Origin of the sequence: Nocardia blacklockiae (assembly GCF_015477355.1) — a bacterium.
Classification (GTDB): domain Bacteria; phylum Actinomycetota; class Actinomycetes; order Mycobacteriales; family Mycobacteriaceae; genus Nocardia; species Nocardia blacklockiae.
Genome location: NZ_JADLRJ010000001.1, coordinates 474,946 through 498,193 on the forward strand (window position 1 = coordinate 474,946; position 23,248 = coordinate 498,193).

The 23,248-nt window shown below is 72.1% G+C and carries 20 protein-coding genes; 19 read left to right on the forward strand and 1 reads right to left on the reverse strand.

Annotated features, from left to right (window positions below; translation table 11 throughout):
- The first annotated feature begins 57 nt into the window (after nucleotides 1–57).
- The 5 genes from msrB (at nucleotide 58) to IU476_RS02190 (ending at nucleotide 5,695) form a co-directional block, all read left to right on the forward strand.
- On the forward strand, nucleotides 58–513 hold the full coding sequence (msrB, locus tag IU476_RS02170; protein ID WP_195095964.1) for a peptide-methionine (R)-S-oxide reductase MsrB: 456 nt from the start codon (nucleotides 58–60) through the stop codon (nucleotides 511–513).
- A complete protein-coding gene (gene msrA, locus IU476_RS02175) occupies nucleotides 510–1,025 on the forward strand; it encodes a peptide-methionine (S)-S-oxide reductase MsrA (protein ID WP_195095965.1) in 516 nt (171 codons plus the stop codon). The genes msrB and msrA overlap by 4 nt, the downstream gene beginning before the upstream one ends.
- Before the next feature lie 164 nt (nucleotides 1,026–1,189).
- Complete coding sequence (locus IU476_RS02180) at nucleotides 1,190–1,969, forward strand: DUF1460 domain-containing protein (RefSeq protein ID WP_438943972.1); 780 nt, start codon at nucleotides 1,190–1,192, stop codon at nucleotides 1,967–1,969.
- Between the two features lie 582 nt (nucleotides 1,970–2,551).
- Nucleotides 2,552–4,843: a RelA/SpoT family protein gene (locus tag IU476_RS02185; protein WP_438943973.1), complete on the forward strand. Its 2,292-nt coding sequence runs from the start codon at nucleotides 2,552–2,554 to the stop codon at nucleotides 4,841–4,843.
- 108 nt (nucleotides 4,844–4,951) lie between these two features.
- On the forward strand, nucleotides 4,952–5,695 hold the full coding sequence (locus IU476_RS02190; RefSeq protein ID WP_195095967.1) for an SDR family NAD(P)-dependent oxidoreductase: 744 nt from the start codon (nucleotides 4,952–4,954) through the stop codon (nucleotides 5,693–5,695).
- A gap of 32 nt (nucleotides 5,696–5,727) precedes the next feature.
- On the opposite strand, the gene IU476_RS02195 is transcribed toward IU476_RS02190, so the two are convergent.
- Nucleotides 5,728–6,627, reverse strand: a complete 900-nt coding sequence (locus tag IU476_RS02195; RefSeq protein WP_195095969.1) for a DMT family transporter — start codon at nucleotides 6,625–6,627, stop codon at nucleotides 5,728–5,730.
- A 785-nt stretch (nucleotides 6,628–7,412) separates the two neighbouring features.
- Between IU476_RS02195 and IU476_RS02200 the strand changes: the two genes are divergently transcribed.
- The 14 genes from IU476_RS02200 (at nucleotide 7,413) to IU476_RS02265 (ending at nucleotide 23,237) form a co-directional block, all read left to right on the forward strand.
- Complete coding sequence (locus tag IU476_RS02200) at nucleotides 7,413–9,008, forward strand: cutinase family protein (protein WP_228822949.1); 1,596 nt, start codon at nucleotides 7,413–7,415, stop codon at nucleotides 9,006–9,008.
- A gap of 54 nt (nucleotides 9,009–9,062) precedes the next feature.
- Nucleotides 9,063–10,022 (forward strand): DUF8176 domain-containing protein, encoded by a 960-nt coding sequence (locus IU476_RS02205; protein WP_195095972.1) that lies wholly within the window; start codon nucleotides 9,063–9,065, stop codon nucleotides 10,020–10,022.
- A 15-nt stretch (nucleotides 10,023–10,037) separates the two neighbouring features.
- Nucleotides 10,038–10,916 carry a MinD/ParA family ATP-binding protein gene (locus IU476_RS02210; protein ID WP_195095975.1) on the forward strand — a complete coding sequence of 293 codons (879 nt, stop codon included), beginning with the start codon at nucleotides 10,038–10,040 and terminating at the stop codon, nucleotides 10,914–10,916.
- The gene (locus IU476_RS02215; protein WP_228822950.1) at nucleotides 10,913–11,599 is read left to right on the forward strand and encodes a hypothetical protein; all 687 of its coding nucleotides are present in this window, start codon (nucleotides 10,913–10,915) and stop codon (nucleotides 11,597–11,599) included. Before IU476_RS02210 ends, IU476_RS02215 begins: the two co-directional genes overlap by 4 nt.
- On the forward strand, nucleotides 11,596–11,892 hold the full coding sequence (locus IU476_RS02220; RefSeq protein WP_024805544.1) for a hypothetical protein: 297 nt from the start codon (nucleotides 11,596–11,598) through the stop codon (nucleotides 11,890–11,892). Before IU476_RS02215 ends, IU476_RS02220 begins: the two co-directional genes overlap by 4 nt.
- The gene (locus IU476_RS02225) at nucleotides 11,892–12,152 is read left to right on the forward strand and encodes a hypothetical protein (protein ID WP_195095976.1); all 261 of its coding nucleotides are present in this window, start codon (nucleotides 11,892–11,894) and stop codon (nucleotides 12,150–12,152) included. Before IU476_RS02220 ends, IU476_RS02225 begins: the two co-directional genes overlap by 1 nt.
- Before the next feature lie 12 nt (nucleotides 12,153–12,164).
- Nucleotides 12,165–12,806, forward strand: coding sequence for a DUF8175 domain-containg protein (locus IU476_RS02230; RefSeq protein WP_228822951.1), 642 nt, complete (start codon nucleotides 12,165–12,167; stop codon nucleotides 12,804–12,806).
- Nucleotides 12,807–12,882: 76 nt separating this feature from the next.
- On the forward strand, nucleotides 12,883–13,734 hold the full coding sequence (locus IU476_RS02235; RefSeq protein WP_195095977.1) for a DUF8175 domain-containg protein: 852 nt from the start codon (nucleotides 12,883–12,885) through the stop codon (nucleotides 13,732–13,734).
- A complete protein-coding gene (locus IU476_RS02240) occupies nucleotides 13,728–14,567 on the forward strand; it encodes a DUF8175 domain-containg protein (protein WP_195095978.1) in 840 nt (279 codons plus the stop codon). Before IU476_RS02235 ends, IU476_RS02240 begins: the two co-directional genes overlap by 7 nt.
- The gene (locus IU476_RS02245; RefSeq protein WP_195095979.1) at nucleotides 14,561–16,039 is read left to right on the forward strand and encodes a hypothetical protein; all 1,479 of its coding nucleotides are present in this window, start codon (nucleotides 14,561–14,563) and stop codon (nucleotides 16,037–16,039) included. Before IU476_RS02240 ends, IU476_RS02245 begins: the two co-directional genes overlap by 7 nt.
- Nucleotides 16,036–17,529, forward strand: a complete 1,494-nt coding sequence (locus IU476_RS02250; protein WP_195095980.1) for an SCO6880 family protein — start codon at nucleotides 16,036–16,038, stop codon at nucleotides 17,527–17,529. The genes IU476_RS02245 and IU476_RS02250 overlap by 4 nt, the downstream gene beginning before the upstream one ends.
- Nucleotides 17,530–17,613: 84 nt before the next feature.
- Nucleotides 17,614–20,913, forward strand: coding sequence for a hypothetical protein (locus IU476_RS35820; protein ID WP_228822952.1), 3,300 nt, complete (start codon nucleotides 17,614–17,616; stop codon nucleotides 20,911–20,913).
- Nucleotides 20,914–21,154: 241 nt separating this feature from the next.
- Nucleotides 21,155–21,463 (forward strand): transposase, encoded by a 309-nt coding sequence (locus IU476_RS02260; protein ID WP_195095983.1) that lies wholly within the window; start codon nucleotides 21,155–21,157, stop codon nucleotides 21,461–21,463.
- Nucleotides 21,464–21,542: 79 nt separating this feature from the next.
- Nucleotides 21,543–23,237: a peptidoglycan DD-metalloendopeptidase family protein gene (locus tag IU476_RS02265; protein ID WP_195095985.1), complete on the forward strand. Its 1,695-nt coding sequence runs from the start codon at nucleotides 21,543–21,545 to the stop codon at nucleotides 23,235–23,237.
- The last annotated feature ends 11 nt before the right edge of the window (nucleotides 23,238–23,248 follow it).

Genomic DNA, 23,248 nt, shown 5'->3' on the forward strand with positions numbered 1-23,248 from the left:
CGCGGGACTTTCCGGCCCGCGACCGGTGTTGTAGGGGGAGCCAACCGAGGAGGTCATGTGGCACAGGAGTACAACCGGAATCCCGCGGCCCTCGCCGCCCTGTCGCCGGAGCAGTTCCACGTCACCCAGGAGGACGGCACCGAACGGCCGTTCACGGGCGCGTACTGGGACAACCACGAGCCGGGCATCTACGTCGACGTGGTGTCCGGAGAACCGTTGTTCGCCTCGGTCGACAAGTTCGACAGCGGCTCGGGCTGGCCGAGTTTCACCAAGCCGATCGACGGCGGCAGTGTGGTCGAGAAGCGGGACCTCAGCCATCTGATGGTCCGCACCGAGGTGCGGTCCGCGCACGGCGACAGCCACCTGGGGCACGTGTTCCCCGACGGGCCGCGCGACGCGGGCGGGCTGCGGTACTGCATCAACTCGGCGGCGCTGCGGTTCGTTCACCTCGACGACCTCGAGGCGCAAGGATATGGGCAGTACCGAACTCTCTTCACGAAGGAGGACGCGTGAGCGACACGCAGAGGGCGATCCTGGCCGGCGGCTGTTTCTGGGGCATGCAGGACCTGATCCGCAAGCAGCCCGGGGTGGTGTCGACGCGCGTCGGATACACCGGCGGGCGCAACGACCACCCCACCTATCGCAACCACCCGGGCCACGCCGAGGCCGTGGAGATCCGCTACGACCCGGCGCGGACCGACTACCGGGCGCTGCTGGAGTTCTTCTTCCAGATCCACGACCCGACCACCAAGGACCGCCAGGGCAACGACATCGGCACCAGTTATCGGTCGGCGATCTTCTATCTGACCGACGAGCAGAAGAAGGTGGCGCTCGAGACCATCGCCGACGTCGAGGACTCGGGGCTGTGGCCGGGCAAGGTGGTCACCGAGGTGACCCCGGCGAGTGAGTTCTGGGAGGCCGAGCCCGAGCATCAGGACTACCTGCAGAAGTACCCGGACGGCTACACCTGCCACTTCCCGCGGCCGGGCTGGAAGCTGCCGCGGCGGCAGGCCACCGCGCAGTAGTCGCCGCGAGGTCGCGCGCTTCGCATCGAAGTGCGCGACCTCGCGTGCCGCGGTAGCTGGGCGGGGTAGCCTCGGTGCGGTCGGCCCGGTGTTGCGCCGGGCCGCGAACCGAATGCTCGTCTCGTCCGGGAGGCACCGTGGGCACCGTGGCCCGCGCAGTTCTGATGATGACGGCGCTGCTGTGCGGCCTGATCGTGGCGGTGCCGGCGGCGGTGGCCGCACCCGCGGTGACGCTCGACGACTACACCGCCCGCCGCATCGATGAGCTGCTGGCGGCGAAGGCCGCGGCGGGGCCGCGGGACAAAGGCGAGCTGATCGAACTGCTGTCGCGGCAGTTCCTCGGCACGCCCTACGGCGCCGACACCCTGATCGGCTCGGCCACCGAGCCCGAACAGCTGGTCGCCGACTTCCGCCGGGTGGACTGCTTCACCTATCTGGACTATGTCGAGGCGCTGAGCCGCTCGGCCGACCGCGACGAATTCGTGGCGAACCTGGCCGACACCCGCTATGCCGACGGCACAGTCGACTTCGCCCACCGCAAACACTTCTTCAGCGACTGGTCGCACACGCCCCGCGTGGCCGCCGCCGACATCACCGCGACGCTGAGCCCCGCCGCCGTGACGGTCACCAAGAGCCTCAACGCGAAAGGCGATGGCGGAACCTATCTTCCGGGCCTGCCCGTGGTCGACCGCGACATCACCTACCTGCCCGCCGCCGCCGTGGACGACGGCGTCGTGCGCGGCCTGCGCACCGGCGACTACATCGGGGCCTACGCCGACGAGCCCGGCCTCGACGTCACCCACGTCGGCATCTTCGTCGCCACCCCCTCCGGCCCGGTCTTCCGCAACGCCTCCTCCCTGGCCGAGAACAACCAGGTCGTCGACACCCCCTTCGCCGACTACGTCGCCACCACCCCCGGCATCCTGGTCCTCCGCCCGCAGTAGCCCCCCGTGGTGCCCGCGACTCCCGATGCACGTCGAGACAGCTTGTCACCCAAACATTTTCGGTTCTCCCCGAGTCGCCGCCGACAGCTCGTATACGCGGTAGGGTGCCCGGATGACCGGATACGAGACATTGCGCACCGGCACACCGCCGGGCGCGGGGTTCTGCTCGTTCGTGCTGCTCAGCTGGCCACAGGTGGGAACGGCTGTCAATCGCTTATAGGGTGGCCGGTGTTCGTCCGAAGTGCGGGGCGCGGGTATCAGCCATGATCCAGCGAATCTGTGGGCCGGGGGCGCGGAGTCGTGGTCGTTCGCGGGGGCGTCGCCGGCGGCGGTGTCGCGGTGTCCGGACCGGAGGACGCATTTCCGGCGGATCCGGCACGTGTCGGACGAGCGGATTAAAGTTGGTGGTCTGAGCCGTTGGACGGTCGGATAGGGTGTTCCGATCGAGCCGGGAGAGGTGGTGGCATGACTCAGCATCTGGAGAAGGCGAATGCCGGGCAATCGAGCGCGGACGCCGACGCCACCCCGGCCGCCTCGGTGCCGTCGGCGCGCGAACCGGCCGCGTCGCCCAGCCCGCGCAATATGCCGATGCGCCAGCCCGGCACCCCGGCGGCCGTCCCCACCTCCGCCTCGCGCCGCGTCCGCGCCCGCCTGGCCCGGCGGATGACCGGTCAGCGCGGGATCGCCGCGGTCAAACCCGTGCTCGAGCCGCTGGCCACCGTGCATCGCGAGCTGTACCCGAAGGCCAATCTGCAGCTGTTGCAGCGCGCTTTCGACGTCGCCGACGAGAAGCACTCGCACCAGTTCCGCAAGTCCGGCGACCCGTACATCACCCACCCGCTCGCAGTCGCCAACATCCTCGCCGAGCTGGGCATGGACACCACCACGCTGGTCGCCGCCCTGCTGCACGACACGGTCGAGGACACGGGCTACTCGCTGGAGGAGCTGACTCGCGATTTCGGCGCCGAGGTCGCCCACCTGGTCGACGGCGTCACCAAGCTGGACAAGGTCAATCTGGGCGCGGCGGCCGAGGCCGAGACCATCCGCAAGATGATCATCGCCATGGCGCGCGACCCGCGCGTGCTGGTCATCAAGGTCGCCGACCGCCTGCACAACATGCGCACCATGCGCTTCCTGCCGCCGGAGAAGCAGGCCAAGAAGGCCCGCGAGACGCTGGAAGTCATCGCGCCGCTCGCCCATCGGCTGGGCATGGCCACGGTGAAGTGGGAGCTGGAGGATCTGGCCTTCGCCATCCTGCACCCGAAGAAGTACGACGAGATCGTGCGCCTGGTCGCCGACCGCGCGCCTTCGCGCGACACCTACCTGGCCAAGGTGCGCGCCGAGATCGTCAACACGCTGGCCGCCAGCCGCATCAACGCCATCGTCGAGGGCCGCCCCAAGCACTACTGGTCGATCTATCAGAAGATGATCGTCAAGGGCAAGGACTTCGACGACATCCACGACCTGGTCGGCATCCGCATCCTGTGCGACGAGGTGCGCGACTGCTACGCCGCGGTCGGTGTCGTGCACTCGCTGTGGCAGCCGATGGCGGGCCGGTTCAAGGACTACATCGCGCAGCCACGCTACGGCGTCTACCAGTCGCTGCACACCACGGTGGTCGGCCCCGACGGCAAACCGCTCGAGGTGCAGATCCGCACCCAGGACATGCACCGCACCGCCGAGTTCGGCATCGCCGCGCACTGGCGCTACAAGGAGACCCGGGGCAAACACTCCAACGACTCGACCGAGGTCGACGACATGGCGTGGATGCGGCAGCTGCTCGACTGGCAGCGCGAGGCCGCCGACCCCGCCGAGTTCCTGGAGTCGCTGCGCTTCGACCTGAAGTCGCCGGAGATCTTCGTGTTCACCCCGAAGGGCGATGTGATCACGCTGCCGCAGAAGTCGACCCCGGTCGATTTCGCCTACGCGGTGCACACCGAGGTAGGGCACCGCTGCATCGGCGCGCGGGTCAACGGCCGCCTGGTCGCGCTGGAACGCCAGCTGGAGAACGGCGAGGTCGTCGAGATCTTCACCTCGAAGGCGCAGAACGCCGGCCCGAGCCGGGACTGGCAGAACTTCGTGGTGTCCCCGCGCGCCAAGGCCAAGATCCGGCAGTGGTTCGCCAAGGAGCGCCGCGAGGAGGCCCTCGAGGCGGGCAAGGAGCAGATCTCCAAGGAGGTCCGCCGGTCCGGGCTGCCGCTGCAGCGGCTGATGAGCGCCGACGCGATGAGCGCGCTCGCCCACGAACTGCACTACGCCGACATCTCCTCGCTCTACGCGGCGGTCGGCGAGAACCAGGTGTCCGCGCACACCGTGGTCCAGCGGCTGATGGCACAGCTCGGCGGCGTCGGCGACGTCGAGAACGAGCTGGCCGAGCGGTCCACGCCGTCCACCCTGCCCGCGCGCCAGCGGGTGAGCGGCGACGCGGGCGTGGAGATCCCGGGCGCCCCGGGCACCGTGGCCAAGCTCGCCAAGTGCTGCACCCCGGTGCCGGGCGACGAGATCATGGGCTTCGTGACCCGCGGCGGCGCGGTCAGCGTGCACCGCACCGACTGCACCAACGCCGACTCGCTGCAGGCTCAGGCCGAGCGCATCATCGACGTGAAGTGGGCGCCGTCGCCGTCGTCGGTGTTCCTGGTCGCCATCCAGATCGAGGCGCTCGACCGCACCCGCCTGCTGTCCGATGTCACCAAGGTCCTCGCCGACGAGAAGGTCAACATCCTCTCCGCATCGGTGATGACCTCCGGCGACCGAGTCGCCATCAGCAAGTTCACCTTCGAGATGGGCGACCCGAAGCACCTGGGTCACCTGCTGAACGTGGTGCGCAACGTGGAGGGCGTGTACGACGTGTACCGGGTCACCTCCGCGGCCTGAACGGGTTGCCGCCCAAGGGTTTTCGTTGTTGCTGATCCCGACCCTGGGCGGCGCGCCGGGGCGTGCTCGCCTTGACTTGGAGCGCACTCCACTACCTACGGTGGGCGCATGACTGGACATGCTGAACTGAGCGGCCGGACCGCGCTGGTCACGGGCGCCTCGCGCGGTATCGGACGCGGCATCGCGGCGGCCCTGGCAAGCGCGGGCGCGGCGGTCGCCGTCAACTACCGCAGCCGGGCGGACGAGGCCGCCGCCACCGTCGCCGACATCGAGCGCGCCGGGGGCAGGGCGGTCGCGGTCCGGGCCGACGTCGCGGTGCGCGCCGAGGTGGAGTCGATGGTCGCGCAGGCGGAGGCGGCGCTGGGCCCGATCGACGTGCTGGTCAACAATGCCGGAATCGCCACCGTGCGCGGGCTCGACGACCTCACCGAGGACGATTTCGACGCGACCCTCGCGACCAACCTGAAATCGGCGTTCCTGTGCATCCAGGCCGTCGTTCCCGGGATGCGGCAGCGCGGGTGGGGCCGGATCGTCAACATCTCCTCGGTCGCGGCGCGCGGCGCGGGCAGCATCGGCGTGCACTACAACGCGTCGAAGGCGGGCCTGGAAGGGCTCACCCGCGGCTACGCCGCCCGCCTCGCGCCCGAGGGCATCACCGTGAACGCCGTCGCGCCGGGCCTGATCGACACCGAGATGGCCGCGCCGCTGAAAGCCTCCGGCGTCGCCGACCGCCTGCCGATCGGCCGCATCGGCAGGCCGGAGGAAATCGGCCAGGCGGTACTCATGGTGGCGGGCAACGCTTTTCTCACCGGACAGACCCTCGGCGTGAACGGCGGCGGCAGCTTCCTGTAGCGAGATCGGTAGTGCCGAAAGGCCGCGTGGAACTACCGGCCGTGCTCGGTGTCGGCGTGCCGAGTGCCGACGGGAGTGACCGGGGCGGCGGGGGCGGCCTGCGCGCGCGACAGGCGCACCGCTTCCACCGCCATCACGACCACCGACAACAAGACGAACACGGTCCCCACCGGACCGCTGCGCAGGCGTTCGTCCAGCACGGTGATGCCGATGAACGCCGCGCCCAAGGGCTCGGCGACGGTGAACGCGGGCAGCGACGCGGACAGCGGGCCGACCTGGTAGCCGCGCTGTTGCAGATACAGGCCGACCAGTCCCGACGCGACCAGCGCGTAGGGCTGCCACGCGGTGACCACCGCGCCGAGGCCGTCCTCGAACAGTTCGGTAACGTGCCCGGTGAGCGCCGCGGCGAGACCGAAGAGCAACCCGGCGGCCGTGCCCAGCAGCAGCGCCCGCAGTGCTGGGGCCCGCGCGGTCAGGCCGACGCCCACCGCCACCGCGATCACCGCGAGCAGCAGCCCCAGCGGCACCGCCCAGCGCTGCCAGGGCGCGTCGGTGACGCCCTCGGTCGGATCGCCGACGATCAGGAACACCGCCAGCGCCACCGACAGCGCGCCCGCCTGCGCCCACATCAGCGGGCCGACCCGCCGCCCGCTGTAGTGCGCCGCCAGCGGCAGCGCGAATACCAACGCGCTCACCAGGATCGGCTGCACCACCAGCACCGACCCCAGCGCCAGCGCCGCCACCTGGAAGGCGAACCCGCCCGCGTCCCCCACGATCCCCGCCCACCACCGCGGACTGCGCACCAACCGCGCCAGCAGTGCTTCCCCCTCCGGCACCTCGGCCGCGGCCCGCTGCTGCGCCACCGCCGACACCGCGAACAACACCGCCCCCGCGAACGCACACCCCACCGCCGCCACCGGAAGATCCGCCACCACCCCAGTCTGCCCGCCGAGTGACCGACCGCCCCGGCAGCCCCGCGTGCGTGTCCGGTACACGCCGCGGTGCGCTCGGCGTGGATTGGTCGTAGGTCTGCGTCGACGTGCGCGCGGCCCGTGGCGTGTCCGCACGAACCCGCGCACCGGATCCTCGGCGCGGCCCGGTCTGGTCGACCAGGGCACGGTGCTGTCCACGGGCCCCTACCCGGACGGTACGGCACGCTCGCGTGGCAGGCACGCTGTCGCAAGTGCCGCGACGGTAGCGGCCGTCCGTGTCCAGGCCCATGGCACGGTTGTGCGAAAGGGGCAGGGCGCGTGAGTGGCCGGGGCGGGGTCGGGCAGCGTAATTCCGGCGAAGCGGAAAAAGGTGCGGGGGATGGGGGATTGTGGCATTCTCGGGCGGACCGGGAAGTGGCGTGGCAAACGATCGGTGAATCCGGGATTCGGGGGTGGGGGAGGGCCGAGATCGCCTCTCCGCGTGCGGGATTCCCACTGGTGGTGGCCGGGTGGTTGCCACAAGTCACGGAACATGGTGGCCGGGACAGGAATTCTTTCGGTCGCTTCCCGGGCTCACCGTGGATTATCTCGAGGCCCCATTCGCAATATGCAGGATGCACTGCGCTGTTCGCTCGATTCTGTTACGGTCTATTGGGTTTCGGGCTCGCGCGGCAAGGGCGGCAACTCGAACACGTGGCGGTCGCTCCGCGGCGATCGTCGACGACGGGTCGCCGCGCACTCGGCCCTCCGAACTGATGCATACAGCTGGTGAAGGGGGTCAGGTCTTGCTGGCCACGCGCACAACCTGGAGCATGCCCGCCGCGGCCGCGCTCGCCGTCGTGGCGGTCGCCTCGCTCGGGGCCGCGCCCGCGCAGGCGCAACCCGCCGGCCCCACCACCGCCCTCGCGATCGACACCTGTCCGGCACTGTACGCGTTGGGGATTCAGGGCACCGGCGAATCCTCGCCCGACGCGGCCCCCACCACCGACACGGGCATGCTGTCCTCGGTCTTCCTGCCCCTGCTGGCCCGCGCGACCGACAAGGGCCTCGTCGAACGCGCCTACGTGCCGTACGAATCCGGCTTCGGCGGCGCGGTTCCCGGTGGCACGGCGCCGTATTCGGAATCGCTGGAAGGCGGCCTGTCGCGACTGCGCGGCATGGCGCGGCAGATCGCCCAGCGCTGCGAGCGGACCAGGTTCGCCGTCGTGGGGTACTCCCAGGGCGCGCACGTGGCGTCGCTGTTCGCCCAGGAGGTGGGCGCGGGCCGGGGCGTGCTGCCCCCGGAAAAGGTCGCGGCGGTGGCGCTTTTCGCCGATCCCACCCGCAACCCCGGCGCCCCGCTGTTCCCGGGCGCCCCCGGCAGGGCCACCCCCGATGCCGCGCCGGGCACCGCCGGCGACCGGGTGGCGGCGCTGCGCGTGCTGGCCCAGCAACCCGCCACCGGCGGCGGCATCGGCCCCGACCGCGACCGGGCCGCCGACTTCGGCGCGCTCACCGGCCGTGTCGCGAGCTTCTGCGCCGCGGGCGACCTGGCCTGCGACGCCCCGGCAGGCGCGCCGATCCTGCGCGCCGTCACGAATGTCGCGGGCCAGTCCAAACTTTCCGGCGGCGACCCGATCGCCGCGCTGACCTCCATCTCCCAGGCGCTGGCCTTCACCTCGATCAAGACCGTTAGCGCCGTGGTGAACTCCGATGTGCGCGGCACCGCGCCCGCCTCGCTGTCCTACGAGCCGCAGCAGTCGATCTCCCAGCGCATCGCCGAGGCCTCCGACCCGCGCACCCGCCTCGCGCTCGCCGACCCGATGCGCGCCATGCTGAAGATGGGCATGATCGGCCTGAACGCGGTGGGCACGACGATTCGCACGGTGCTGAACCCCGCGGCCATCAGTGAATTGGCGCGCGCGGCACTGACCGACCCGCCGGTGGCGCTCGTGCTGCTCGCCACGAAACTGACCGGCGCGGTCACCCAGCTGGTGCCGCCGACCACGGTGTCGCGACTGGTCAACGAGGCGTTCGACGCGGTCGTCCAAAATATCACCGACAACAAGGATCTGCTCGACACCGCCACCTGGGTGCGGTACTGGGACACCGTCCAGCGGCACGGCGCATACGCCACCGCGGCGGTCGACGCCAACGGCGACGCGCCGGTGCGTTTCGTCGCGGACTGGTTCGCCGCCGCGGCCCGGGACCTGGCCGGGTCGAACGGCGTTCCCGAGGCCCCGAAAGGTACTTCGAACAGCGTGATTACCGGAATCTTGCCGCCGCCGCCCGGCGCGTCGAGTTCGCCGAATTCGTCGCGTACGGGACAATTTCCGTTTGGGACGGGCCCGACGTCCGCCCCCGCTACCCCTGACAACAACTACCCGTTCTCCACGAACTGATCGCCGAGAGGGTCCGACGATGCTGCACGTGCCTGGCTCAGCGGGGATGGGGGAATGTTGAAGTCGTACAAAGATCTGGCGCGCTGGTACCCGCCGCTCGAGCCGCCCGCCGCGGCGGCCCCGCCGCCCGCGCGCGCGCAGCCGTCGTTGTTCGCCGACGACGCCGACGGCGCGGCCCGCTACCCGCACTACATCCGCGAGACCGAACCCGAGCCGTTCGACATCGCGTTCGGCGACGAACCGGCCACCCGCCCCAGCGAATTCGTCGGCGGCTGGACGGACTGGGTGGGCGGCCACGCCCCGGGCCCCGACGACGACTATCCGGAACAGCACGGCGCGGTCGTGCAGTTCCCGTGGGACGACGAGGACGAGGACATCCCGCCCCACGTCGGCCTGCCCCGCCGCATCGGCCGCGACGGCCCGGGCGCGGCGGCCTCGCCGCACACTCCGCACACGCTGCGCGAGCGCACCCGGCCGGGTCCGTGGCGCACCGCGCTCGTGCTGGGGGCGGCCGTGCTGCTGCTCGCGATCGCGGGCGCTCTCGCGCTCTACCTGCTGCATTCCCGCAGCGGCCCAACGCATTCCAGCGGCCCCGCCACCCCCGCCGTGCGGCTGACCGCGGCCACCTCCGACGGCGCACCGGTCGGCTTCTGCCCCACCGAGCGCGCCGACCAGGTCATCCGCGGCGCCGAACCGGGCGGCACCGGCTCGGGTCCGGACGCGATCATGTGGTTCCAGCACTCGTACTACGTCGAACGGTCCGCCGAGCGGGCGCGCGAGGTGGTGGCGCCCGGCGCCGCGATCTCGCCCGCGTCGGTCATCCAGCGCGGCATCGACTCGGTCCCGTTCGGCACCGTGCACTGCGTGCGCGTCCTCACCGTCGCCGAGGACAAGTACTCGGTGGAGGTCACCGAACGCCGCCCCGGCGGCGTGCCGAAGACCTACGACAAGCAGACGGTCACCACCGCGGTGATCGACGGCCGCACCCTGATCACGAGCATCGCGGCCGGGTAAGAGGAGAGCTGAGAGATGGGACAGGACTGGAGCCGGTGGCTCGACGAGGCGCCCGAGGCGGGCGACCCGGCGAGCCGTCACCCGCGCGCCAAGGCTCCGGTGGTGCGGTTACGGAAAGGCCGGCGCGGCGACGACGGCGACGAACCCGCCCCGCCGCGTTCGATTCTGGTGGTCGGGGGCTGCGGCGGCGCCGGGGCCACCACGACCGCGCTCGGCATCGCCGGGGAATTCGCGGCGGCGGGAGCGCCGACCGTCGCCGTGGACGCCACCGCGGCCGGCAGCGACCTGGCACTGCGCGGCGCCGACGAGCACCTGAGCCCGATCAGCCTGCAGCAGTGGCTCTACGGGCGCGGCGACGACGAGCCCGCCCCGCTGAAGGAGTGCCTGTCGCACGCCAGCTCCGGCATCGGCCTGCTGTGGCGCGACGCCGCCCCGCTGCGCCGCCGCGCCACTTACCTCACGGTCGCCCGCGCGGTCGCCGACGCCGGCTACACCCCCGTCTACGACGGCGGCAGCCCGATCGCCGCCCGGCAGCTGCGCCCGCTGCTCGAGGACGCCGATGTCGCTCTGGTACTGGCGATTCCGGCCCGCGTGGACGCCGCCAACCGCCTGCGCGTCACCCTGGAATGGCTCGACGACGAGTTCGGCGGCCCGGCCGAGGGCCAGGGCGGCGGCATCGTCGGCGACACCACCATCGTGGTCTCCCACCAGCTGCCCGGCCACGAGCCCACGATCGCCGAACATTTGCGGGAACACCTCACCGGCTGGGTCCGCGACATCCGCGAGATCCCCTACGACCCGCAGCTGGCGCGCGGAGAACTGGTGCGCCACAACGAGCTCGGGGCGGACACTCGCAGGGCTTATCGCACCCTCGTCGCGGGAGTGGCATCATGACCGCGGCCATGAAGGAACATCGCAACACCCCCGAACCCGGCGCATCCGCGGCCGGGGCGGACGGTCCCGCCGGCGCGGCGGGCGTCGTCGCCCCGCCCGAGTCGCGTCGCGCGCCCGTGTGGGAGCGTCCCGTGCCCGGCGCCGGGCGCGCCCCGCTGGTGTGGCTGCTCGGCGTGCACGGCGGCGCGGGCGCCAGCACCCTCGCGCACGTGCTCGCGCCCGCGGCGGATTCGCACCGGCGCTGGCCCGGTGTGCTCGAGCGGGAGTCGCCCTTCGTCGTGCTGGTCGCCCGCGAGACGATCGCCGGGCTGGCCCGCGCCCATGATCTGCTGCGCCAGCATCGCGCCGGGCTGGCCGGGCCGAGCGAGGTCCTCGGCCTGATCACCGTGGCCGCGCGCCCGGGCCGGATGCCCGCGGAGATCCGTCGCTACCGCGATGTGGTCGGCTCGCTGGCCGGCCGGGTGTGGCAGGTGCCGTGGCACGAGGAGTGGACGCTCGTCGAGCCCGATCAACTGCCGGTGTGGTCGCCGTCCGACCCGCCGCCGCAGCAGAAGAAGCGCAAGCTCGATCCGCTGCAAGAGGTCCCGCACGACGTCGACGAGCTCGGCGCGAGCATCGTCGGCTTGATTCGCGAAAAAGTAACCAGCAGTTCGCATTTGGAAGAAGAAGAGGACGCTCGATGAGTACCATCCTGGCCGCCGTGCACGAGACGTACGGCGTTGTGCTCGCACAGGTCGGAAATCCGACGCCCGAGGCGCCCCCGGCCTCGGAGAAATTGCTGAAATTGGTGCGGTACTTCACATGGTTCGTACTGCTGTCCGGCATCTTGGGCATCACCTACGCGGGAGGCAAATTCGCATGGGAGAAGTGGACCGGCGGCGGCCTGGAGTCGCCGAAGATGGTGGCCGGCGCCATGATCGGCGGCATCATCGCCACAAGTGCCGGAACCATCATGAACGCGGTCATCGGTAGCTGATGACGGCCGCGACCGTGCTCGCCTACAAACAGATGCCGGCCGACGTGGTCGAGCCCGTCATGCAGCTCATCAACTGGCTGCTGTGGGTGGTACTGCTGTTCTGCCTGGCCTGGATGATCATCTCGGCCGGCCGGCTGTGGTCGGCCATGCGCGACGACATGGCCGTGAACGACGCCTCGCACGGCATCGTGATGAGCCTGATCGGCGCGGTCGTGGCGAGTTCGGCGAGCGCGATCGCCCTGACCCTGCTGCCGACGTGAACGGTTGAGCCCATGACATCGGCCGAGATCGACCCCGCCGCGCACACCGAACGCATCCGCCGAGCCGCCGCGGGCGTGCTCGGTGTCGCCGTACTGGCGACCGGATGCGGCGCGGGCGGCGGTGCGTCGCATCCGGATCCGGCGCGCCCGCCCAGCGGTGTGCGCTGGCAGCCGTACCAGGGCGTCGCCCTGCCGGTGACCGATCAGGGCCCCCGCGACGACCGGGACGGCGCCGCCACCGGCTTCGCCCACACCCCGTCGGGCGCGGCGGTCGCGGCCATCACCCACACCGTGCGGCTGTCGGTGGCCACCGACAGCCAGTGGTCGTCGGTGGTCGCGCGCGAACTCGTGCCGGGCCCGGCCCGCGACGAGTGGGCCGTCGCCCGCGTGCAGCTCTCGATCACCGGTCCCGCGGCGCGGCAGTACGCGCCGCGGGTGCTCGGCTACCGCGTCACCGCCTATACCCAGGACAGATCGAACGTGGACGTCTACACCGAATACTCCGACGGCTCGCGCGCGGTGAATCACACCACCGTCGAATGGTTCGGGGAGGACTGGAGGTTACGCCTGCCCGAACCGGACGCCACCGCGCGCCCGGTCGATGCCGTCGATCGAGTTCCCCCCGACATCGTGACCCTGGAGGCCCCGGCATGAGAGAGCGCAGCGCGCGAATCCTCGGCGCGACCGTGCCGCCGGCCGGGCCGGCGCCGAACCGCGGTGCGGGGGCGCCATGAGCGAGAAGAGCGCGACCCGAACCTATTCCGCCGACGAGCGCGGCATGTCGTTCGGCGTCATCGCCTCCGCCGCGGTGCTGGCGCTGATCGTGGTCGTGGGGGTGTTCATGTACGTCGGGCGGGGCGATTCGGGCGGCGACAAGCCCGCGGAGCCGCTGCCGTCCCCGGCCGCCGGCACCGGGTCCACCGGCGCCACCGGCTTCGCCGCGCCCCAGGTCGATCTGTTCGGCCGCCGCGTGGACGTGCCGAACAACCCTGCCGGACAACCGCTCTCGCAGGATCCGTCCAAGGAGAAGAGTCCCACCGACGACGACTGGCTGACCGCCGCCCCGGCCGGCACCACCGAGCCGCGCGGCTGGCAGCGGGTCTACGGCGCCTCGGTCCCGTTCTCCACCAGCGACGGTCCCGCGCGCCTGGACGAACAGGGCCTGGCCGTCGGGTACTCGCACACCCCGCAGGGCGCGGCGCTGGCCGCGGCGCAGATCACCTACCGCCTCAACGCGCGCCCGGCCGACCGGGCCTTGTACACCGCGCAGGTGCGGGTGTCCGACCAGCAGCTCGCCGCCTACGACAAGGCGCTGCGCGCCGGGAAGCTGCCGCAGCAGCAGCCGGAGCGGATCACCAAGTACCTGGTGGCCCCGGACGCGTTCAAGGTCGAGAACTACGCCGACGACATGGCCATCGTGCGGCTGGCCGCGCGCGGCCCGGTGAACGACGGCAAGCAGGTGTGGGCGGCGATCCGGCTGGTCATGGTGTGGGACGCGGGGGACTGGCGGCTCAAGCCGACCGAGGCCAACGGCTCGCCCGCCGAGTACATCGACTCGATCGCGGGGTGGACGCGATGGTGAGCGGACCGGGTGGCGGACCCTCACTGCGCCTGCTGGGTTTCGCGGCGGTGCTGACGGTGGCGCTCGCGGTGACGGTGACGGTGGTGACGACGCGGCGGGAGAGTGCGGCCCCGGCGGCGGGCGGCGCGCCGCGCCCGGTGGTGAGCACCAGCGCGGTGGCCGAGCCCGCCGCGGCCGGCTTCGGCGCACCGGACCGGGACCTGTTCGGCCGCCGCGTCGACATCCCGGACGACCCTGCGGGACAAGCGCTTCCGCAGGAACCGGCGGCCCGGCAGCGGCCCGGCGACCCGCGGTGGCAGACCGCCGCGCCCGCCCCGGCGCGGGGTGCGGGCGTGTGGCAGCGGATCTTCGGCGGCCCGGTGGTGCGCTTCTCCGGCTCCGACGGCCCGGCCCGGATCGAGGGCCGGGCGGCGGTGGGGTTCGCCCACACGCCGCAGGGTGCGGTGCTGGCCGCGGAACAGCACTTCTGGCGTACCAACGCCAATCCGACCGATCGCGAACTGCTGCTGCGGCTCGTGGCGGTGTCTCCGGAGTACCTGGCCGAATACGATCGGCAGGTGGCCGCGGGCAAGGTGTCCGCGCACCTGCCCGAGAAGTTGACACCGCTGCTCTACGCCTCGGACGCCTTTCGCGTGGACAGTTACACCGACGAGCGTGCGGTGGTCGAATTCGCAAGGAAGGCAAGAGAAGTCATCGATGGCCAACCGACATGGGTGGGCATGCGTCTTGCGGTCGTCCGGCGTGACGACGAGTGGAAGTTGACGGCTGTGGACGGGCAACAACTGGTCCGGATCGATTCACTGCGAAGCATCGAGGGGTGGACGACATGGTGAGGCGTCTCGTCACGATCCTTGCGGTCGTGTTCACCGTCATGGTCGCGACACCGACGGTGGCCTACGGCCAGCAATACGGTTTCGACCCGGCGTGCAACGAGATCCACGACGATCTCGACGGTCTCGGCCTGCCCGGCATCTCCCTCGGGGACGCCGCCTCGGCCGCGTGCAAGGCGGGCAACGCCGCCACCCACCCGGGTGACGCCGCGAGCGCGGTGCGCGACAAGGCGTGGGACTCCACCTTCGGCAAGGTGGTCGACTCGCTGATGAACGGGCTCGGGCAGGCGCTGATCCTGGCGCTGACCTTCTGGATGAAGGTGCCCAACGAACGCATCAGCGACGGCGGCGCGCTGTTCCAGAAGATCAACGACTACACCTATCAAGCGCAGATACTGCTACTCATGGTGTCGGTGATCCTGTCCGGCGCCAGATTGGCGGAGGCGCGCAGAGGCGCGGCGCTGAACGAGGCGGGTGAGTCGTTCCGGATGTTCGCCCGGGTGGTGTTCAGTTCCTGGATGCTGGGCGCGGTCATCGTGGCGGGCACCCAGGCCTCGGACCGCTTCTCCGCCTGGGTGATTCAGGACGCCACCGACGGCAACGCCAAGAACATCGCCGAGTTCATGGTGAAAACCGCGAAGCTGCAGGCGTTCTCGCCGGGCCTGGTGCTGATCATCGCGGTGGTCGGCCTGCTGGGCGCGCTGGCGCAGATCGTGCTGGCCATCGTGCGGCAGGGGCTGCTGGTGGTGGCGGCGGGCATGCTGCCGCTGGCGGCCGCGGCGTCGGGCACCGGCATGGGCAAACAGTCCTATCCGAAGCTGCTGAGCTGGATCATCGCGTTCATGCTGTGGAAACCGGTGGCCGCGATCGTGTACATGATCGCGTTCATCGCGGTGGGCAATACCGACGAGCTGACCTCCACCGCCGGGTTGCCCGACGCCGAGCAGGCCCAGCGCATGCTGGTCGCGATCGTGCTGCTGTGCAGCGTGGCGTTCGTGCTGCCCGCGCTGATGCGCCTGGTCGCGCCGACGGTCGCGATGATCGGCACCGGCGGTTCGGGTCTGGGCGCCACCGGCGGCGTGCTGCTGGGCGCCGCGGCGCTGGGCGCGGTGGGCACCAAGGCGGTCGGGGTGCGCAGCACCGCCTCGGCGGGCGCACCCGGGTACGTCGGCCGCGGCGGCGGGCAGCGTCCGCCCGGCGGCACCGGCCCGCGCGGTGGCGGCGGCGGTGGCCCGCGGCCGGTCCCGCCGCGGGGTCGCGGCGGCGGTGGCGGCACGGCCGCGAATCCCGCGGGCAGCCCGCGCGGTTCGGCTCCCGCGCCGTCGAGCACCGCGTCGCGGGCGATGAACCGGATCGCCACCGCCCGGGCCGCGAGCGGCGGCCTGAACCGGGCCGACGCCGCCATGGGTGACGTCGCCGGCGACCGCTGGGCCAACCGCTCACCCGACCTCGGCAGGAGCACCATTCCGCGATGACGACCACCGACACCACCTACGAGCGGCGTTCGTACGGTTTGTGGCAGAAGCCCCGCAGCGCAGGCCTTTTCGGGCTGCGCTGGGGGGAGACGGTGCTGGGCTTCGTGGTCGTCATCGCGGCGTTGCTGACGGCTCTGACCGCGGGCCCGAAACCGGCGTTCTTCGTCGCCGGCATCGGCGCGGTCGTGATGGTTCCACTGGTGTGGCGGACGGGGGGCCGCTCCGGATACGAGACGGGATTGATGATGTTCCATTGGTTGCGCGGTCGCAGCAGGGGCGAGCACGTCTACCGCGGCGGCCGATTCTCCCGCGTCCCCGGCGGGGTGGCGCGGCTGCCCGGCCTGATGGCGCCGTCGAAGCTGTACGAGGGCATCGACGCGGGCGGCTACAGCTTCGGCATGATCCACCTGCCGCAGTTCGCCCAGTACACGGTGGTGCTGCGGGCCTGGCCGCAAGGGCACGAGGCGGTGGACCAGCCGGTCATCGATCGCTGGGTGGCGGCGTGGGGCACCTTCCTGGCCTCGCTCGGCCAGACCTCCGACATCATCGCCGTGGTCCCGGTGATCGACACCGTGCCCGAGACCGGCAACCGGCTGCTCACCGAGGTGTCCACGATCACCCGCGCGGACGCCCCGGACCTGGCGCAGCAGGTGATGTTCGAGCTGGCCACCGAATTGCCGCAGGAGCGGGTGCAACTGCTGCCGCGGGTGGCGATCACGTTCAAGGCCACCACCGCCGAGCGCCGCAAGAACCCGGCGGAGGAGGCGGTCGAGATCGGCCGCCGGCTGCCCGGCATCTGCGCGGCGCTGGCCGAGGCGGGCGTGCGCGCGCAGCCGATGTCGGCCGACGAGGTGATCGGATTCATCCGCCGCAGTTACGATCCCGCGTCGCAAGCCGATCTCGAGGTGTCGGTCGGCGAGCCGGGCGGGCACGGCCTGGACTGGGCCGACGCGGGCCCGATCTCGCACGAGGAGCGCTGGGACCACTTCCTGCACGACGGCGGCCGCTCGGTCACCTGGGAGATGGACACCGCGCCCGAGGGCGCGGTCGACGAGCGGGTGCTGCAGCGCCTGCTGGCGCCGAATCCCGAGGTGCCACGCAAGCGGATCGCGATCGTGTACCGCCCGCATTCGGCGGCCGACGCCGCCGAGATCGTCGACGACGACTACAAGAACGCGCTCGTCGCGCAGCAGAGCGAGCGCGGCGTCGTGTCGGCGTCGGCGACGCTGCGGGTGGGCGCCACCCAGCAGGCCCGCGAGGAGCAGGCCCGGGGTCACGGCGTGACCCGCTTCGGGGCGCTGGTGACCATCACCGAACCCCTGCGCGGCGACCTGCCGCGGATCGAGGCCATCACCCGCGACCTGTCCACGCAGGCGCGGCTGAAGATCCGGCGGTGCTACCGCTACCAGGCGGCGGCCTTCGCGGCCTCGCTCGGCTGCGGCGTCATCCTGCCGGAGCACGCGACCATTCCGAAAGCATTGGCGGGCTGAGTGCACGCGGCGAGCGAACCGAGAACACAGGGCGCCGCGCGCACGAGGGAGCCGAGTGCCGGCGAGGCGGAGGAGTGAGCGTTCATGGCAGGTGAGCACGAGCCACCGGTCCGGTCGCGCGGCGAGCCGCCGCGCTACCGCGAGCGGGTGGTGGACCCGGAGAACCCGGTGCCCGCGCGGCGGAACACGCGGCGCGGTCGTGGGGACGAGTGGGAACTCGAGGCGTACACGCCCGGCGAGCCCGACTCGGCCGACTGGCCTGCCGACTGGGACGAGGTCCCGATGCGCCCCGTGCGCCGCCGTGCCCCCGGGGAACCGGGACAGGGCGCGGCGGCGGAGTCCGGCCGCCGCGGCCGGATCGGCCGGGAGACAGGCGAATCCCGCACCGCGCGCGCCGAAGCGCGCCACCCCGTCGGCAGCACGGACCAGGGCCGCACCGCCCGTTCGGGCGACCCCGACGCGACCTCCTCCCGCGGCGACCGTCGCGAGGTGGCCCGCAGGTCCGCCGACGCCCGGGAATCCCGCGGCGCCCGTGCGGAATACGACACCCGAGCCGAACCGTCCCGCCCCCTCGACGACCCGCGCGCCGAGACCCGCGGCGAGGACCGCGACCGAACCGCCGGAAAACGCTCGGCCCGAGTGGAATTCGAGGGCCCGAGCCGCCCCGACACCGAACCGGAACGACACCACGGCAGAAAACCGGCACGAGGCACCGACCGCCGAGCCACGACCCCCCGCCGCCCGCACGAAACCCCCACCGCACAAGCGAATTCGCCCGCCACGAACCCGGACACCACCCCCGCGCCACCCTCCACCACCACCCGCGGAACCTCGGATGCCCGAACGGGCGACGCCGAACCCCCTGTCCCCGTGCGTGACTCGTCCCGCCACGAGATCGGTGATCCCGCCTCGGTGGCAGCCGACGACACCGCGCGCGAGGCTTCCCACAACACCACGTCCGCTGCCGACTCCGTCACGGGCACAAGTGCTTCGGCGCGACTCGCGCTCGAGTCCGGTGAGTCCGCGCGTGTGGAATCGCGGGTTCCGGCTACGCATGAGCGCGGGTCGGCGGAGTCGGCCGGGAACGTCCCGGCGGCGGGCGTGGGTGAGCGAACCGGGCAAGACGACCGCGCGAGGCGGGAGACGGCTGTGGACCGAGTAGATCGAGAGAATCCGGAAGCGGTAGGCGGCAACGGGTTAGCCGACGCGCCTGCCGCGGAGCGCGCAGGGACGGGAGGAACGCCGCCCGAAACCGGCTACCCCCTGGATCCCCAGTGGGTGCAGGCCCCGTTGTCCGAGCCGTTGCGCGGCAACGGCGCGCCGCGCCGCCCGCTCGAGGGTGAGGCCGAATCCCGTTCCGGCGCAGCGCGGCGCGACGGTCGAGGTGGGGCTGGCCGTGCGGAGCACACCGACCGCAGAGGTGGTCGCCGGGAGCCGTCGGCGGGGGAGACCGCCGCTGCGCGCTCCGCGCAGCGCCGCCGTGCTTCGGACGACAAACCCGAGCGGCAGCGGCTGTCCGGGAGCGGGCGCGAGGCTTCGCGCGGGAACGGTCGCCGCGGCGAGCGTACCGGGCGCGGGGCGGGTGGGGAGGGGCTGGCGCATGCTCCTGTCCCGCCGCGCTTCTCGGGCTCCCGCACGAATACGCGCTCCGGGAAGCGGGGGTCGGCGCGGAATACCGGTGCGCGGCCGAAGAATCAGGGCCCCGCTCTGCTCGACGACGCCACCCGCGCCCGCTACGAGGCCATCGCCCGCGAGCGCGGCGGGCTGCGCGCGGCCTGGGCCGCCTTCCGCATCCGCACCGACGATCTGCGCCGGGCCAACGCCATGGCCCGCTACGAGGCGATCGTCGAGGACGGCTTCGAGCGCGACGCCCAGCCGCTCACCGACCGAGGGTATATGGGCCCGGGCGGCGGCCGCATGAGCGTGGTCGGCCGCCCGGTCGAGTACCGCGCCACCACCGCGCAGGTCGCGGGCCTGTGGCCGTGGTCGGTCGGCGCGGGCGCGCCGCTGATCGGCACCCCGCTCGGCTCGCACCTGCACACCGGAGCCCCGGTCTGCTTCGACCCGATGAACTGGTTCATGCGCGGCAGTTTCATCACCGCGCCGAGCCTGTTCGTGCTGGGCCTCAACGGTTTCGGCAAGTCCTCGCTGGTGCGCCGCATCGTCCTCGGCGGTGTCGCGCAGGGCATCACGCCGCTGATCCTCGCCGACGTCAAACCCGACTACCGCAAGATGGTGGAGATGGTCGGCGGCCAGGTCATCGACCTCGGCTACGGCCACGGCGTGCTGAACCCCCTCGCCGGCGGCGTGCTCGGCTCGATCGTGCCGCGCCTCGAGGACATGCCGGCGCTGAAACTGCAAGTGACGCAGGAACTCCGGGCCCGGCAGGTCACCCTCATCGCCGGTCTGGTCGAACTGGTCCGCGGCGCGCGGGTGCGCGACTACGAGGAGACGCTGATCTCCACCGCGCTGCGCATCCTCTACCGCGAGGGCAGCGGCTACACCCCCGACAATCCGCCGATCATGGAGAACCTCGCCGACGTGATCACCGGCGGCGGCCACGAGCTGATGCTCGACGCCGGCGCGGAGAGCCCCGAGGAGTACCACGAGGCGACCAAGGGCCTGCGCCGCTCGCTGCGCGCGCTGACCCAGGGCCCGTTCGGCGCGGTGTTCAACGGCCAGACCACCACCCCGATCGACACCTCGGCGGTGGCCGTCTGCATCGACGTCTCGCACATCCCCAACGGCGACAAGAAACTCAAGGCCGCCGTCATGCTGGCCTGCTGGGCCGACGGATTCGCCTCGGTCGAGGCCGCGCACACCCTCGCCGACGCCAAACTCGGCCCGCAGCGCTACTTCCAGGTGGTGATGGACGAGCTGTGGCAGGTGCTCGGCCTCGGCGACTTCATGGTCGACCGCGTCGACGAGCTGACCCGACTACAGCGCGGCCTGGCCACCTCGCTGATCATGATCAGCCACACCATCAAGGACCTCCAGTCGCTCGGGTCCGAGGCGGCCATCGCCAAGGCGCTCGGCTTCCTGGAACGCGCGCGCGCCAAGATCTTCGGCGCGCTGCCGCCCGAGGAGATCAAGCGCCTGGACTCCACGATCCCATTCACCTCCGCCGAGGAGGAGATGGTCACCAGCTGGTCGGCGCCCCAAGCCCTGACCGGCGAGGCGCTCAAACCCGGGCAGGCCCGCCCGCCCGCACCGGGCACCGGCAAGTTCCTGCTCAAGATCGGCGAGGACCGCCGCCCGGGCATCCCGTTCCACATGGAGTTCACCGTGTCCGAGCGGGAGAGCGGAATCCACGAGACCAACCAGCGCTTCAGCGAGTTCACCGAATCCACGTCGCGGACCGGGGACGAGGGGAGCGCCGCGTGAGGCGGGGTGCGGTCGCCGCCGCGGCAGGGTCGCCGGGCGGTGGCGTGCACCCCTCCGCCACCGCGCGCCGGCGCCGGCCGGCCGCGCGGCCGCCGGGGAACGGGCCGGGCGCGCAGCGTGGTGCGCACGGTTGCCGGCAGGTCGGGGAAGACAGCCGGTTCGGGCCTGAGCCGAGCCGCGAAACGGCTGTGCCGCAACACTATTCGCTCAGTCGGCTGCCGAGCATCGGGAGGTTCGTCGGATGATGCCGCACAGGTCCTATCGAAGAGTGTCGCCGGAGGTGCGCCAGGCCGCGGTGGAGCAGGTGATCGCCCTCACCGGCAAGCTCCGCAGCGAGTCGGAGGCCTGCCGGGTGGTGGCCGAGCAGATCGGTGTGCACACCAACTCGGTGCGCAACTGGGTGCGCGCCGCCGAGGGCCCCGGCCTCGAGCGCATGGACGCCTCCGCGCTGCGCCGCAAGGTGGCCCTGCTGCAACAGCAGCTGGCCGCCGCCGCGGAGATGAACCGCACCCTCGTGGAAACCCTCAACGACGCCAAACGCATCACATGAACCCAGCCCTCGGCCTCGCGGCAGTCTCCGCCGCCTCTCGTCCCGCTCCCCGCGAACGTCGTTGTGCCCCGGGGGCGCGGTGAACGCGAAAACCCTGCTGTGGACGGGGTTCGGGAGTGTGATCGCGCTGGTCACGCTGGTGCTGGTGGTGCTGGTGCCGGCTTCGGAGGACGAGTGCGACACCGCCACCGTGCCCGCGTCGTCGGCGCCGTCGCTGGGCGGCTACCCGCCCGGCGATCCCCGCGCGCTGGCCTCCTCGGCCTCGGTCACCGGCTCGGGCACCGCGACGCGCCCCGAGACGCCGGGCGTGACGAACGCGCCTGCGGCCGTGACGAAGTCGGCCGCGACCGCGACGCCCTCGCTGGCCGCGGGCAACGCGCCGATCCGGCGCACCTGGCCGCTGCCCGGCGGCTCGTTCACCGTCTCCGACACCTTCGGCGCGCGCGGCGGCAGCCACCTCGGCGTCGACCTGGCCGCCGCCGACGGCACCCCGATCTTCTCCGTCGCCGACGGCGTGGTCGTCGCGGCGGGCCCGGCCTCGGGCTTCGGCAACTGGATCGTCATCGACTCCATCGACGTCAACGGCCGCCCGTTCTCCGCGGTGTACGGGCACGAATGGGACAGCGGGGTGCGGGTGCGGGTGGGGCAGACGGTGCGCGCGGGCGACCTGATCGGCGCGGTCGGCTCGGCCGGCGAATCCTCCGGCCCGCATCTGCATTTCGAGATCGTGCCCGGCGGCCGCTTCGCCGGCGGGCACCAGATCGACCCGCTGCCCTGGCTCGACGGCGCGCCCACCCCGAACGGCGGCGGCGCGTGGCCGTACTCGACCAACCCGCAGTGCCTGCGCGGCTTCGGCACCGCCGGCGGCGCCCTGGCCGACGGCAAGGTGCCCCCCGACCTCGAAATCTGGTATCGCCGTGCGGGTTCGCTGTGCCCGGAGATCACCCCGTCGATCCTGGCCGCGCAGGGCCGCCAGGAGTCCGGCTTCCGCCGCGGCCTGACCTCCCCGGCCGGCGCGCAGGGCCTGGCGCAGTTCCTGCCGAGCACCGCGCGCGCCACCGACCCCGACGACGGTCAGCCGTATCTGCTCGACGCCGACGGCAACGGGTCGGCGAGCCTGTGGGACGACGGCGACGCGATCATCGCGCAGGGCCGCTACATGTGCTCGATCGCGCATCAGGTGGAGCGCTGGATCGGCGAGGGCAAGGTGCGCGGCGACGTGGTGCCGCTGGCGCTGGCGGCCTACAACGCCGGCGAGGGTGCGGTGCTGGCCTCGGGCGGCATGCCCAATCAGTACGCGGCGCACCTCTCCGAGACCCAGCCGTACGTGGCGAACATCCTCGCGATGGAGGCGCAGTACCGCGCGCCGGGCGCGCTGGGCCGGTTCCAGCCCTCGGGCCGCGGCAGCGGTGCCGACGTGGTCCAGGCCGCCGAGCAGTGGCTCGGCACCCCGTACGTGTGGGGCGGCGGCGGACCGGCCGGGCCCACCGGCGGCGGGCTCGACGGCCCGGGACTCACCGCGGCCGCGGTGTTCGCCGCCTCCTCGGGCCAGGTGTCGTTGCCGCGCACCGCCGAACAGCAGTGGGAGATGGGCGCGGAGGTCCCGGCGAACAAGGCGCAGCCCGGCGACCTGGTGTTCTCCCGCTTCGGTGCGCGCGGACCCGCTGAAGTCGGTGTCTACGTGGGCAACAGCACGATGATCCAGGCCGCCGACCCGTCCGGCGTGCGCGAGGCGCCGGTGCCCGGCGACGGCCGGTTGCGGAGGGTGCTGTGAACGAGACACGC

Bases quoted from the DNA above. Each gene is read 5' to 3' on its own strand.
- IU476_RS02240 (WP_195095978.1), top strand. From the start codon at position 13,728: ATGGTGAGCGGACCGGGTGGCGGACCCTCACTGCGCCTGCTGGGTTTC.
- IU476_RS02205 (WP_195095972.1), top strand. From the start codon at position 9,063: ATGTTGAAGTCGTACAAAGATCTGGCGCGCTGGTACCCGCCGCTCGAG.
- IU476_RS02235 (WP_195095977.1), top strand. From the start codon at position 12,883: ATGAGCGAGAAGAGCGCGACCCGAACCTATTCCGCCGACGAGCGCGGC.
- IU476_RS02260 (WP_195095983.1), top strand. From the start codon at position 21,155: ATGATGCCGCACAGGTCCTATCGAAGAGTGTCGCCGGAGGTGCGCCAG.
- IU476_RS02230 (WP_228822951.1), top strand. From the start codon at position 12,165: ATGACATCGGCCGAGATCGACCCCGCCGCGCACACCGAACGCATCCGC.
- IU476_RS02185 (WP_438943973.1), top strand. From the start codon at position 2,552: ATGCCGATGCGCCAGCCCGGCACCCCGGCGGCCGTCCCCACCTCCGCC.
- IU476_RS02245 (WP_195095979.1), top strand. From the start codon at position 14,561: ATGGTGAGGCGTCTCGTCACGATCCTTGCGGTCGTGTTCACCGTCATG.
- IU476_RS02210 (WP_195095975.1), top strand. From the start codon at position 10,038: ATGGGACAGGACTGGAGCCGGTGGCTCGACGAGGCGCCCGAGGCGGGC.
- IU476_RS02180 (WP_438943972.1), top strand. From the start codon at position 1,190: ATGATGACGGCGCTGCTGTGCGGCCTGATCGTGGCGGTGCCGGCGGCG.
- IU476_RS02215 (WP_228822950.1), top strand. From the start codon at position 10,913: ATGACCGCGGCCATGAAGGAACATCGCAACACCCCCGAACCCGGCGCA.
- IU476_RS02250 (WP_195095980.1), top strand. From the start codon at position 16,036: ATGACGACCACCGACACCACCTACGAGCGGCGTTCGTACGGTTTGTGG.
- IU476_RS35820 (WP_228822952.1), top strand. From the start codon at position 17,614: ATGGCAGGTGAGCACGAGCCACCGGTCCGGTCGCGCGGCGAGCCGCCG.
- IU476_RS02190 (WP_195095967.1), top strand. From the start codon at position 4,952: ATGACTGGACATGCTGAACTGAGCGGCCGGACCGCGCTGGTCACGGGC.
- IU476_RS02225 (WP_195095976.1), top strand. From the start codon at position 11,892: ATGACGGCCGCGACCGTGCTCGCCTACAAACAGATGCCGGCCGACGTG.
- IU476_RS02220 (WP_024805544.1), top strand. From the start codon at position 11,596: ATGAGTACCATCCTGGCCGCCGTGCACGAGACGTACGGCGTTGTGCTC.